This is a genomic window from Mycobacterium tuberculosis H37Rv (assembly GCF_000195955.2).
Classification (GTDB): domain Bacteria; phylum Actinomycetota; class Actinomycetes; order Mycobacteriales; family Mycobacteriaceae; genus Mycobacterium; species Mycobacterium tuberculosis.
In genome coordinates, this window is sequence record NC_000962.3 from 117,547 (window position 1) to 130,785 (window position 13,239).

Sequence of the window (13,239 nt, forward strand, 5' to 3'; positions counted from 1 at the left end):
GCGATAAAGAGCGCAGCCATGGTCGGGGGAGATCATGTGGTCACTTTCGGGTCGGCATCGATTCTGCGAGCAGAATATGTGGTTGATGGCCACTAGGCCGGTACCGGGGAACTGGCGGTTCCCGGCCGATGAGCATCGGCCCTGACGCGCGGCCGTAAGCTCCAGGAATGGGGACGCACGGGGCTACCAAGAGTGCGACGTCGGCTGTGCCAACGCCCCGGTCGAACTCCATGGCGATGGTACGGCTGGCAATTGGCCTGCTGGGTGTGTGCGCGGTGGTCGCGGCCTTCGGGCTGGTGTCGGGAGCGCGCCGCTACGCTGAGGCCGGCAATCCCTATCCGGGCGCCTTCGTCAGCGTCGCCGAGCCGGTCGGGTTCTTCGCCGCGTCGCTGGCCGGTGCGCTGTGTCTGGGCGCGCTGATCCACGTGGTCATGACGGCCAAACCCGAGCCGGATGGCTTAATCGACGCCGCGGCGTTCCGGATTCACCTGCTGGCAGAACGTGTTTCAGGTCTCTGGTTGGGGCTAGCCGCGACCATGGTGGTCATTCAGGCCGCCCACGATACTGGAGTGGGGCCCGCGAGACTGCTGGCTAGTGGGGCACTATCGGACTCCGTCGCCGCCTCCGAGATGGCACGCGGGTGGATTGTTGCGGCGATCTGCGCGCTGGTGGTTGCGACGGCGCTGCGGCTGTACACTCGCTGGCTCGGGCACGTTGTGCTGCTTGTCCCCACTGTGCTTGCCGTCGTCGCCACCGCGGTGACCGGTAACCCGGGACAGGGACCCGACCATGACTACGCGACCAGCGCCGCGATCGTGTTCGCGGTCGCGTTCGCCACCTTGACCGGGCTCAAGATCGCTGCGGCGTTGGCGGGAACGACGCCAAGCCGCGCTGTGCTGGTAACGCAGGTCACCTGTGGAGCGCTCGCGTTGGCATACGGAGCGATGCTGCTTTATCTCTTCATCCCGGGCTGGGCGGTCGATTCGGATTTTGCCCGCCTTGGTCTGCTTGCGGGGGTAATCCTGACGTCGGTGTGGTTGTTTGACTGCTGGCGGCTGTTGGTCAGGCCGCCACATGCGGGCCGTCGCCGCGGTGGTGGCTCCGGTGCCGCACTGGCCATGATGGCCGCCATGGCTTCGATAGCTGCCATGGCCGTTATGACCGCGCCGCGATTTCTCACCCACGCGTTCACGGCTTGGGATGTCTTCCTCGGCTATGAACTGCCGCAACCGCCGACCATAGCCCGGGTGCTCACCGTGTGGCGCTTCGATAGCCTGATCGGAGCCGCTGGTGTGGTTCTCGCGATCGGGTATGCGGCGGGCTTCGCCGCGCTGCGGCGCCGAGGTAACTCTTGGCCGGTGGGCAGATTGATCGCCTGGCTGACTGGTTGCGCCGCACTGGTATTCACCAGCGGCTCCGGTGTACGGGCCTATGGTTCGGCGATGTTCAGCGTCCACATGGCCGAACACATGACACTGAACATGTTCATCCCGGTCCTGTTGGTGCTCGGTGGCCCGGTCACGCTGGCGCTGCGGGTGCTGCCGGTAACGGGTGATGGACGGCCGCCGGGGGCTCGCGAATGGCTGACCTGGCTGCTGCACTCCCGGGTGACAACTTTCCTGTCGCACCCGATCACCGCATTCGTCCTCTTTGTGGCCTCGCCCTATATCGTCTATTTCACACCGCTGTTCGATACCTTCGTCCGCTATCACTGGGGCCACGAGTTCATGGCGATCCATTTCCTGGTGGTCGGGTACTTGTTCTACTGGGCGATCATCGGCATCGACCCAGGGCCGCGCCGACTGCCCTACCCGGGCCGGATCGGGCTGTTGTTCGCGGTGATGCCGTTCCACGCCTTCTTCGGGATCGCGCTGATGACGATGTCGTCTACGGTGGGCGCTACGTTCTATCGTTCCGTCAATCTGCCGTGGTTGTCGAGCATCATCGCCGACCAGCATCTCGGCGGTGGAATTGCTTGGAGCCTAACGGAATTGCCGGTCATCATGGTCATCGTGGCGCTGGTTACCCAATGGGCGCGCCAAGACCGCCGAGTCGCGTCCCGCGAAGACCGGCATGCCGACAGCGACTACGCCGACGACGAGCTGGAAGCCTACAACGCGATGCTTCGCGAGTTGTCGCGAATGCGGCGCTGAATGTGCAGATGATTTTGGAAGCGGTTGGCGTATCTGCCCGTGCTCGGCTACACCAGGACCGCGGGGCGCTGGCACGCGAACGATCCGGCGAGGAGGTGGGCCAGCCGGAGATTCCCTCCACAGGCTGCAGCAGAAGTCCTGGATCTGACCCCGACCTGAACCCTTGTCAGTGCGGTCCATCGACGGAAAATTGCTGTTCCGCCATGCTGGGCATGCTATTGAGCGCCAAAATTGCGTAGCCGCAAGCTGTTTGACACGACGAAAAATGACGAGAACGCCATGGCGGCACCGGCGATCAAAGGGTTGAGCAGTCCGGCGGCGGCAATCGGGATGGCTGCGACGTTGTACCCGAACGCCCAGATCATGTTCATCCGGATCGTCCGCATGGTTGCACGGGCCAGGTCCAGCGCCTGCGGAACAGTATTCAGATCATCGCGCACCAGAATGATGTCGGCTGCACCGAGCGCGACGTCGGTGCCACGCCCGATCGCCAACCCCAAGTCGGCACCCACCAACGCGGGACCGTCGTTGATGCCGTCACCGACCATGGCGACGGTATGTCCTTCCTCGCGGAGCCGTTGGATCACGTCGACCTTGCCTTCGGGCAGCATATCGGCGACAGCGGAGTCGATGCCGACCTGCGCCGCCACCGCGTCGGCGGCGGCCCGATTGTCGCCGGTGAGCAGAATCGTCCGCAGCCCGCGGCTGCGTAGCGCAGCGACGGCGGCAGCCGCTGAATCCTTGAGGGTGTCGGCGATTGTCAGGGCTGCGCGGACGACACCGTCGACCGACACAAAAACGACAGTCTCGCCTCGGGATTCGCCGTCCAGGCGCGCGGACACCAGAGCCGCGTCGTGGCAGGGCGTGGTCCGGGTAATCCAGGATGGCTTGCCGACCTCAACGTGATGGCCGCCGACTTCCCCCGATACACCGCAGCCCGCGACGGCGACAAACCCGTTGACTGGACCCGGATCCGGCGAAGCGGCAACGATGGCCGCCGCCATCGCATGCTCGGAAGCCGATTCGACAGCGGCGGCGAGGCCAAGCACTTCCTCGCGATCTCGCTCGCTGGTGCCTGAACCTGCCATTGTTACGGTGCTCACCGCCAGCTGCCCAACCGTCAACGTGCCGGTCTTGTCGAACACCACGGTGTCGATGCTCCGGATGGTTTCCAGTGCCCGGTACCCCTTGATAAAGATCCCTAGCTGCGCTCCCCGTCCGGAAGCAACCATCATGGCGGTAGGTGTCGCGAGCCCAAGCGCACACGGGCACGCGATCACCAACACCCCTAGCGTGACCGAGAACGCGCGATCCGCGCCTGCGCCGCTGACGAGCCAGGCCGCACCTGCAAGTCCAGCAATGACGAAAACCACCGGCACGAACACGCCCGCGATGTGGTCGGCGAGGCGCTGGGCACGCGCCTTCTGCGTCTGGGCTTGCTCCACGAGGCGGACCATCGCGGCGAACTGGGTATCGGCCCCTACCGCGGTGGCCTCGATGACCAGGCGGCCGTCCATCACGACCGTGCCCCCCACGACCGAGGCCGCCGGATAGGCACGGACCGGCTTGGCCTCACCGGTCATGGCGCTCATATCGATCGCCGCGCTGCCGTCGACAACGACTCCGTCAGCTGCGATGGTTTCCCCCGGCCGCGTCACGAAGCGCTGGCGCTTCTTGAGTTCGCTCGCCGGTATCACTAGCTCCGCGCCGTCGGGCAGCAGCACCGCCACATTCTTGGCGCCTAGCTCCGCCAGCGCACGCAGCGCGCTGCCGGCCTTGGACTTGGCTCGTGCTTCAAAGTAACGACCGGCAAGAACGAAGACGGTCACACCGGCCGCGACCTCGAGGTAGATCGAGTCGCTGTTGAGAATGGCCCGCCAGATTCCCGAGCCTTCCCGTGGCGGCTGATCGCCGAAGACGGACGAAAGCGACCAGGCGGTGGCGGCCACGATCCCGACCGAGATCAGCGTTTCCATGGATGTCGTCCGGTGGCGCGCGTTTCGCAGCGCGACCGAGTGGAAGGGCCATGCGGCCCAGGTCACAACCGGAGCGGCCAGGGCCGTCAATATGTATCCCCAGCCGGGAACCCTGGCGCTGGGGACGATCGCGAACAACGTCGACAGGTCAGCCAGCGGCACGAACAACACCGCCGCGACTAGCAGCCGCCGCAGCAGTCTGCGGGCGTGGGCGCCGTCGGGATCCTTTGTCCGTTTGTCTAGGACGGTTGTCTCGGTGTGCGGTGCCGCGTGGTATCCGGCTTTCTCGACCACCCCGCACAGCTCATCGGCTGCCATGCCCACGGCATCGATGGTCGCGACGCGGGTTGCGAAGTTGACGGATGCGCGTACTCCGGGGATCTTGTTGAGCTTCGTCTCGACGCGGCTGGCACAGGCCGCACATGACATACCCAAAACATCGAGCCGGATCCGCCGCACCGACTGCAGGTCGGCATCTCCCACAACTGGAGCCGCCACGGCCCTCCTCGGATCGGCGTATTTGCACCCGTCAGCCTACAAGTCGTAAGCAGGCGGTAATCGGTTCCCTATGGCCCGCTGGATGCACTGGCGATGGATTCTTTTGGTCCGATTTCTGCGGTTGGCGTGCTAGGTTTCCGACTGTGACGCCCGTCACAACGTTTCCTCTCGTGGACGCGATCCTCGCTGGTCGCGACCGCAACCTTGACGGCGTTATCTTGATCGCCGCCCAACACCTGCTGCAAACAACGCACGCCATGCTGCGTTCGCTATTTCGGGTCGGCCTCGATCCGCGCAACGTCGCGGTGATCGGCAAGTGCTATTCCACTCACCCGGGAGTTGTCGACGCGATGCGGGCCGACGGCATCTATGTCGACGATTGCAGCGACGCCTACGCACCCCACGAATCATTCGACACCCAGTACACCCGCCACGTAGAACGGTTTTTCGCCGAATCCTGGGCGCGGCTTACGGCCGGGCGTACGGCTCGTGTCGTGCTCCTCGACGACGGCGGATCGCTGCTAGCCGTCGCCGGCGCCATGCTCGATGCGAGCGCCGACGTGATCGGAATCGAGCAGACGTCCGCCGGCTACGCCAAAATCGTCGGTTGTGCGCTGGGGTTTCCCGTCATCAACATCGCCCGCTCGTCGGCAAAGCTTCTATACGAGTCGCCGATCATCGCCGCACGCGTGACACAGACGGCATTCGAGCGCACCGCGGGCATCGACTCAAGCGCAGCGATCCTGATCACCGGCGCGGGCGCAATCGGCACTGCCCTGGCCGATGTGCTGCGTCCGCTGCATGACCGGGTGGACGTGTACGACACGCGCTCCGGCTGTATGACGCCCATCGATCTTCCGAATGCGATCGGCGGCTATGACGTGATCATCGGTGCCACCGGCGCCACCAGTGTGCCCGCCAGCATGCACGAATTGCTGCGCCCCGGCGTATTGCTGATGTCGGCGTCTTCGTCCGATCGCGAGTTCGATGCCGTCGCGTTGCGTCGGCGCACGACGCCCAATCCTGACTGCCATGCCGACCTCAGGGTAGCCGACGGCAGTGTCGACGCTACCTTGTTGAATTCGGGCTTCCCGGTCAACTTTGACGGTTCGCCCATGTGCGGCGATGCGTCGATGGCGCTCACGATGGCGTTGTTGGCGGCCGCGGTGTTGTATGCGTCGGTCGCGGTCGCCGACGAAATGTCATCCGATCATCCGCATCTCGGGCTGATCGACCAGGGCGACATCGTGGCATCGTTTCTGAACATCGACGTCCCGCTCCAAGCTCTCAGCCGGCTACCGTTGCTTTCGATCGATGGGTATCGCCGCCTTCAGGTGCGCTCCGGCTATACCTTGTTCCGCCAAGGTGAGCGGGCCGACCACTTCTTTGTCATCGAATCCGGCGAGCTTGAGGCGCTCGTCGACGGGAAGGTCATCCTTAGACTCGGTGCCGGAGACCACTTCGGCGAGGCGTGTTTGCTCGGTGGCATGCGGCGCATAGCGACGGTGCGGGCATGTGAGCCATCGGTCCTGTGGGAGCTCGACGGCAAGGCTTTCGGCGACGCGCTGCATGGGGACGCTGCAATGCGTGAGATCGCCTACGGTGTCGCTCGCACCCGGCTCATGCACGCCGGCGCGTCCGAGTCCTTGATGGTGTAACGGTCTTGCACTCGTGGGCTGTCGGCGGATCACGGGATCGTTATGCCGGTTCTTGCGAGTGACATAGGTTGACATACGTATAACCGGTCCCTGCGGTCGAACACGGCTTGACAATTGGACGAATCTCGTTGCGCGCCATCAGTTGTGCTCACAGGATCGCCGCCGTTCGGAGCGATGAGCCCGCTTGGCGCGCGAAGTGCGCCGGGGCGGATCCTGCCCGAGCCGCGCGACGACGGCCTCGATGCCCGTCGCGGTCGATGACCTTGATTCCTTGGGCGCTGACCCGCACCTTGATGCGGCGGTCCTCCGACGGTAAGTAGTAGGCCTTGAGCTGGATATTGGGCGGCCAACGTCGCCGAGTGCGGCGGTGTGAGTGCGACACAGCCTTACCGAAACCCACAGTGCGGCCGGTGATTTGGCAGCGGGCGGACATGGCGAACCTCCTCCCGGACCAGCCTGTTGAAAATAGTTTTCGACAACCGTTGCACGGCACGGTAGCGTGGGTGCAGTTTAATGGCAATCATTTTCAATAAGGTTTGGCGATGCGTACTCCGGTGATATTGGTGGCAGGTCAGGATCACACCGACGAGGTGACGGGCGCCTTGTTGCGCCGGACCGGAACGGTGGTCGTGGAGCACCGGTTTGACGGCCATGTGGTGCGACGGATGACTGCCACGCTGAGCCGTGGCGAATTGATCACCACGGAGGACGCTTTGGAGTTCGCCCACGGCTGTGTGTCGTGCACAATCCGCGACGACCTGCTGGTGCTGTTACGCAGACTGCACCGCCGAGACAATGTCGGCCGGATCGTCGTGCACCTGGCGCCGTGGCTGGAGCCCCAGCCCATCTGCTGGGCGATCGACCACGTGCGGGTTTGCGTCGGACACGGATACCCAGACGGACCAGCCGCCCTCGACGTGCGGGTCGCGGCCGTGGTGACCTGTGTGGACTGCGTAAGGTGGCTGCCGCAGTCACTCGGCGAGGACGAACTGCCCGACGGGCGCACGGTGGCCCAAGTGACGGTCGGTCAGGCCGAGTTCGCCGACCTTCTGGTGCTGACCCACCCGGAACCGGTCGCCGTGGCGGTTCTGCGCCGACTGGCCCCTCGAGCGCGAATCACCGGCGGCGTCGACCGCGTCGAGCTGGCGCTGGCGCATCTGGACGACAACTCACGGAGGGGTCGTACCGATACCCCGCACACGCCATTGCTGGCGGGCCTGCCTCCGTTGGCAGCCGACGGTGAGGTTGCGATCGTGGAATTCAGTGCCCGCCGCCCGTTTCACCCGCAACGTCTGCATGCCGCGGTTGACCTGCTGCTCGATGGCGTGGTTCGCACTCGAGGTCGGCTGTGGCTGGCCAACCGGCCGGATCAGGTCATGTGGCTCGAATCAGCCGGTGGCGGTCTGCGGGTCGCATCGGCCGGAAAGTGGTTGGCGGCGATGGCGGCCTCGGAGGTGGCCTATGTCGACCTGGAGCGGCGGTTGTTCGCCGACCTGATGTGGGTCTACCCGTTCGGAGACCGGCACACCGCGATGACGGTACTGGTATGCGGCGCCGATCCGACCGACATCGTCAATGCCCTGAACGCGGCGCTGCTCAGCGACGACGAAATGGCATCTCCGCAACGCTGGCAGTCCTACGTCGACCCTTTCGGCGACTGGCATGACGACCCGTGCCACGAAATGCCCGATGCGGCTGGGGAATTCTCGGCACACCGCAACTCAGGAGAATCTCGATGAAACCCCGGTATCCATCCCGACTACCAGCCCGTGGTACAGACGCCGACACTACGGCTCAGCGCGCGCTGGATGCTACCGAGGGCGTCGATAGGTTCTATCCACCCGCGTCAGAGTCTTCCGCGTCGTCAGGGCGTTCATCAGGTTGCACGACACCGACTGTGCTTGCCAACCACTTCGGTGCCAGCGCTGAGACTGCGGTGGCTCCTGCCGTGGCGCTGAAGACGCCCGTCCAGGCGACCGGTCCCAGCGGGGTACACCCGAAAAGTGGCTGATAACCGGGGTTTGAATGATGCCGACCAACACCCCGGCGCTGCCCAGTGCGGTGGCAATGACGAGCGGACTGTGCCGGCGCGTCAGCAGTGTCTGCGCTAGCTGGGTCATCACGAGTGCAGTCAAACCCATTGTCGCCGTGCGTCGTTCGGTTCCGGGAGTCCAGCGCCCGATGGCCCAGGCTGCCGTTGCGCCGGCGGCGGTGACGACGCCGCGGTTAACGATCTGACGCAGCAATGGCGCGTCCAGCGAGGGCGTAGGCCCGATCAGCACCGCACGTCGATGTTCGCGCTGCGCTCGCTCGGCCGCGTCATCGGTTGGGTATTCGGCGTCGTCGGGTTCGGCAAACTGCGAGGTGACGGCCACCGCAAGCGCGGGAAACATGTCGGTGAGCAGATTCACCAGCAGCAGTTGACGAGTCCCCACCGGCGCCCGCCCGGCCCCGAACGCCGTCCCGATGACGGTGAACAGAACTTCGCCCACATTGCCGCCGACCAGAATCGTCACCGCGTCACGAACACCGGCCCACATGCTGCGGCCCTCGACCAGCGCGTCGAGCAGCACGCCCAGGTCATCGTCGGTCAGCACGATATCGGCGGCCCCACGGGCGGCAGAGGAACCGCGCCCGCTCACTCCGATGCCCACGTCGGCCATCCGGATGGCCGCGGCGTCGTTGGCGCCGTCGCCGACCATCGCGGTCACTCGCCCGCAGCGCTGCAGCGCCGCCACAATCTGAACCTTTTGTTCCGGGCTGACCCGAGCAAAGACTTGCATGTCGGCGGCGAGTTTGGCATGCGCCTCCTCGTCCAGGACGGCAAGTTCGGCACCGGTCACGACTCGCGCGTCCGCCGGTAGTCCCAGCTGGCGGGCGATCGCCCGGGCGGTGATCGGATGGTCGCCGGTGATCAGCACCACGTTGCGCTCGGCGTCCAGCAAGGCTTCGATCAACGGACGCGAGGAAGACCGGGCCGTATCCGCCAATCCGACATAGCCGATCAGCTCGAGATCGTGCGCGACGGCGTCGACAGCGTCGGCGTCGGTCTCGTCATCATGGGTGGTCCCGTTGTCCCAGGTGCGCTGCGCGACTGCCAGAACACGCAGGCCCTGCTCGGCGAGGTGGCGTACCACGGATTCGGCATGTTCGTGGTCGACGCCCGGGTCGGCGAGTCGGCAGCGCGGCAGGATCGTCTCCGGAGCGCCCTTGAGCATCAACATCGGTATCCCGTCGGTGCCCACTCTGCCGATCGCGGCGGCGTAGCCGCGACTGGACTCAAACGGTACTTCGGCCAGCACCACCCACTCCGAATCGCCTTGGCTACTAAGCGAACCGGCCAGCGCACTAGCCGCCGCGAGGATCGCCTCATCGGTGGCGTGCGCGTGCCCTTCCCCGTTATGGGGCTGCGTGGACGCGCGCGCGGCGGCCCGCAGCACCTCGGCGGAGGGCGCATCGGTGGTCTGCGGCAACGGATCCCGTTCGGCTGCGGTGCTGCTCGGTAGCGCGCATACCACCCGCAGGCGGTTCTCGGTGAGTGTGCCGGTCTTGTCGAAACATATGGTGTCGACACGGCCCAGCGCCTCGATGGTGCGAGGCGAGCGCACCAGCGCCCCACGTGCCGTCAGGCGCTGGGCGGCGGCAAGCTGGGAGAGGGTGGCCACCAACGGTAGACCCTCCGGGACCGCGGCCACCGCGATGGCGACGCCGTCGGCCACCGCTTGCCGCAGCGACGCCCGGCGCAGCAACGCCAGAGCTGTCACCGCGGCGCCGCCGGCCAACGTCATGGGCAGCACTTTGCTGGTCAGCTCGCGCAGCCGGGCCTGGACTCCGGCCGCCGTTTCGACATCGGCGACCGCCGAGATCGCGCGATGTGCGGCGGTGCCGACTCCGGTGGCTACCACGATCGCGCGGGCGTGTCCGGCGACGATGGTGCTGCCCTCAAACAGCATGCTGGCCCGGTCGGGGTCGTTGACGGCGACGGGGTCCACCTGCTTGTCCACCGGTAGCGACTCGCCGGTAAGAAAGGACTCGTCGACCTCGAGGTCTTCGGCCACCAGCAGGCGCGCATCCGCCGGGACCACCTCCGGCGCGGCCAGGTCGATGACATCGCCGACTCGCAGCGACTTCGCCGACACCGTGGCCGTCCGGGTGGCGTGCCGGGCCGCCTCCAGTCGACGTCGGGTAGTCGCTACCGCCGGCACCACCACCCGGCGCACCAGCTGGTCCTGCTCGGCGAATAGCTCGGCGGCCGCCGCCTCGGCTCGCAATCGTTGTACCCCACCGGTGATCGCGTTGACCGTCATCACGCCCGCTACCAGTAGCGCGTCGATATTGCTGCCGACAATCGCCGATGCTGCGGCGCCCACCGCCAGGATCGGAGTCAGCGGATCGGCCAGTTCATGGCGGGTGGCCACCGCCAGCTGCGCCAAGGTTCGTGCCGGGCCGCGCAGCGGCGCCATCACCGGTTCGTAGGACAGGTCGTCCAGAATGCGCCGCCAGGCCGGGATTCCGGGTTCGACGGCCAAGGGTCGGGAGCCGCCGGCTAGCCGCGAGTAGACGATCTCGGGGTCCAGCGCGTGCCAGGCGGTCAGCGGTTGCGGGGTGGGGTCGGGCATCCGCAGCACCTTGGCGGCCGACCACATTCCGGACACCAAAGCCGTTGCGGCAGCGGCATTGACCGGATTGAGCCAGCGACGGAAGCTGGCTGGGTTGGTGGTTTTGTCCTGCTCACCGGTGACCAACAACAGCCCGGCCAAGGTGGTGCCACCTTGGGCGAGGTGTACCGCGGATTCACTGGCTGCCCGGGCCACCGGAAGCGCTGACAGGATCCGCACCGCCGCGGCCAGATCGGTGCCGGTGATTAGGTCGGCAGTCCATGGTGTTGCCCCGCGGGGATCGTCGAGAGCCACACCGACGTCAGCGATGGCCAACGCGGCCAACGTATCGGTGGATGCGAAGTCCCGGTGCACCGCGGTGATCAGCAATACCGGTCCGCGATCCGCGCGCAACTCACGCACCAACTTCAGCAACGGCGTGCCAGGCGGATGCGTCGAACCGACGCTGGCCGATAGATCTTCGGTGCCCGCGACATGGCGCAAAACCACCCGCGCTCCGGTTCGGTGCGCGGTCTGCAGCAGCGGGATTGCGTATGGGTCGACTTCCCACCCCACGTCGACGCTGCCCACGCATTGGCCATCGACCACCAGGTCGGCATGCTCGAGGCCCTGAGCCGGCGTTGCCGACGGCCCTTGAGCCGGAGCCCATCTCAAGCGGGCACCGGTAGCCGGCAATTCATCGGGGTCGGGTTCGGGTGCCTGCTCGCCATGGAGCAAGGCGTCGGCGACCTCGTAGACGCGGTCGTCGTCCCAGCCGGGTTCGTCTCCCTGTGCATGCAATACGGCGCGGTTGTCACCGCGCAGCGCTGCGCCGTCGATAACGACCACCCGCACCCGATCCAGGCGGCGCAACGCGCCGGGGTCGAGGACTAGTTGCCCGGTGTTGGCGAGCCCGCGACCCAGCACCGCCGCGAACGCCTGTCGGCCCATGTGCGCGGCACGTGGTACTCCGGCCAGGATCGCGCCGGCCGCGTCCTCGGTACCACCGCCGGCCACCAGTGCACTGGCCGCGGCGATCAACGAACCGTTTGCGGCCTGGTTGACGTATTGCTCCACCGGCCCGGCCCTTGACCCTTTGGCGGTGTCGATCGCGGCGTCGATGGATCCGCCGACCACGACGTGCGAAGCCTCGCCTGCCGCCGCAGCCGCCCAACTGTGTCGCGGCTCCTGCGATTTGGCCCCGGCCGACGAGATGATGGGCACCACCGGAGCCTGCGGCCGTCTGGGGGAGGCCAGCGCGGGTTCGCGGTCACGCCATACGCGACGGTGCGCCGCCGCTTCGGAGATTTGCAGGCTGCGTTGCACCAGATCGAGCAGCGGTGTGCCCAGGGACTGGGTTAGCCCGTTGGCCGCCGCCGTCGTAGCGGCGAGCGCAATATCGGTGCCCACTCGACCCAACCGCGACTCCATAAGCGACACCATTCGCGGTTGATGGTTTATCAGAGCGGCCAGGGCTCTGGTGGTTTGCGGTGCGGCGGGCAGTCGGGCGACCCAGCCGGTGACCGTGGCACCCATCGCTACCAGATCCATTGCCGCAGCGGTCAACGGCACCAGGATCGCCAAGGGGTTACCTGGGTCGGCGAATGGTGCCGAGTTCGGCGACGACACCGACCCAGCCAGGAATATGTCGGCAGCCACCGCGGAAACCACATCACGTACCTCGTCCACGGCGATGTCGCTATCCGCATCAGGTTCAAGTTCGACCACCAGCCGACCCAATGAGCCCTCAACGTGGGCCTCGGCCACGCCCGGGATCCTGCGGACTGGCTCCTCCACCATGGCGGCATGCTCGTGCCAGCGAGGGAATGGCAGTAGCGGATCCAGGTCGAAATGCACGCGCCGTCCGCTGCGCCAACGCACCGGCGGTGTCATTCCGTCAGGCGATTCGTTGTGGGAACCGCGTACCCCGATTGCGCGACCAGTCGTTTGCACCACCGACTGCACCACCGGGCCGGTCAGCTCCAGCACCGGGCTGGCCAGCGTCTGCACCGCCGCGGCCGCACTCCCCGGCAAGCGGGCGCCGGCTCGCACTGTCTGTGCTACTCCGTTGGTCACACCACCGAGGACAGTGGCCACACCCGGGATCTTCACTGAGTCACCCTTCAACTACCGATACCGCGCCTAATCCTGATGGCGTATCAGCGCCATGTCTACCGACTTGCGCATACTTCGCCGGGTGAGGTCGCCGGTGAAGGCAGTCCGGACCCCTTTGGTCTGCGAGCGATGAATGCAGACGCCGTGTCGGATCTAGCTTGAGTACGGGCGGGCCCGTGACGCGCCGGTGGCGGGCACGTGAAACCGACCCAAACGATCCCAACGACGCGGCAACGCCTGG

Annotated in this window: 6 protein-coding genes; 3 read left to right on the forward strand and 3 right to left on the reverse strand. The window is 66.2% G+C overall.

Features of this window, described 5'->3' with window-relative positions; translation table 11 throughout:
* Positions 1-167 precede the first annotated feature (167 nt).
* Positions 168-2,153, forward strand: a complete 1,986-nt coding sequence (locus tag Rv0102) for an integral membrane protein (protein NP_214616.1) — start codon at positions 168-170, stop codon at positions 2,151-2,153.
* Positions 2,154-2,368: 215 nt separating this feature from the next.
* Here the strand turns inward: Rv0102 and ctpB are convergent, their stop codons facing one another.
* The gene (gene ctpB / locus Rv0103c; protein ID NP_214617.1) at positions 2,369-4,627 is read right to left on the reverse strand and encodes a cation-transporter P-type ATPase B; all 2,259 of its coding nucleotides are present in this window, start codon (positions 4,625-4,627) and stop codon (positions 2,369-2,371) included.
* Between the two features lie 143 nt (positions 4,628-4,770).
* Between ctpB and Rv0104 the strand changes: the two genes are divergently transcribed.
* Positions 4,771-6,285 (forward strand): hypothetical protein, encoded by a 1,515-nt coding sequence (locus tag Rv0104; RefSeq protein ID NP_214618.1) that lies wholly within the window; start codon positions 4,771-4,773, stop codon positions 6,283-6,285.
* A 148-nt stretch (positions 6,286-6,433) separates the two neighbouring features.
* On the opposite strand, the gene rpmB1 is transcribed toward Rv0104, so the two are convergent.
* Complete coding sequence (gene rpmB1, locus Rv0105c; protein ID YP_177691.1) at positions 6,434-6,718, reverse strand: 50S ribosomal protein L28; 285 nt, start codon at positions 6,716-6,718, stop codon at positions 6,434-6,436.
* Between the two features lie 109 nt (positions 6,719-6,827).
* On the opposite strand from rpmB1, the gene Rv0106 reads away from it, so the two are divergent.
* Positions 6,828-8,024: a hypothetical protein gene (locus tag Rv0106; RefSeq protein ID NP_214620.1), complete on the forward strand. Its 1,197-nt coding sequence runs from the start codon at positions 6,828-6,830 to the stop codon at positions 8,022-8,024.
* Between the two features lie 72 nt (positions 8,025-8,096).
* Here the strand turns inward: Rv0106 and ctpI are convergent, their stop codons facing one another.
* A complete protein-coding gene (gene ctpI, locus Rv0107c) occupies positions 8,097-12,995 on the reverse strand; it encodes a cation-transporter ATPase I (RefSeq protein NP_214621.1) in 4,899 nt (1,632 codons plus the stop codon).
* Positions 12,996-13,239 lie beyond the last annotated feature (244 nt).

Bases quoted from the DNA above. Each gene is read 5' to 3' on its own strand.
- Rv0102 (NP_214616.1), top strand. From the start codon at position 168: ATGGGGACGCACGGGGCTACCAAGAGTGCGACGTCGGCTGTGCCAACG.
- rpmB1 (YP_177691.1), bottom strand. From the start codon at position 6,718: ATGTCCGCCCGCTGCCAAATCACCGGCCGCACTGTGGGTTTCGGTAAG.
- Rv0106 (NP_214620.1), top strand. From the start codon at position 6,828: ATGCGTACTCCGGTGATATTGGTGGCAGGTCAGGATCACACCGACGAG.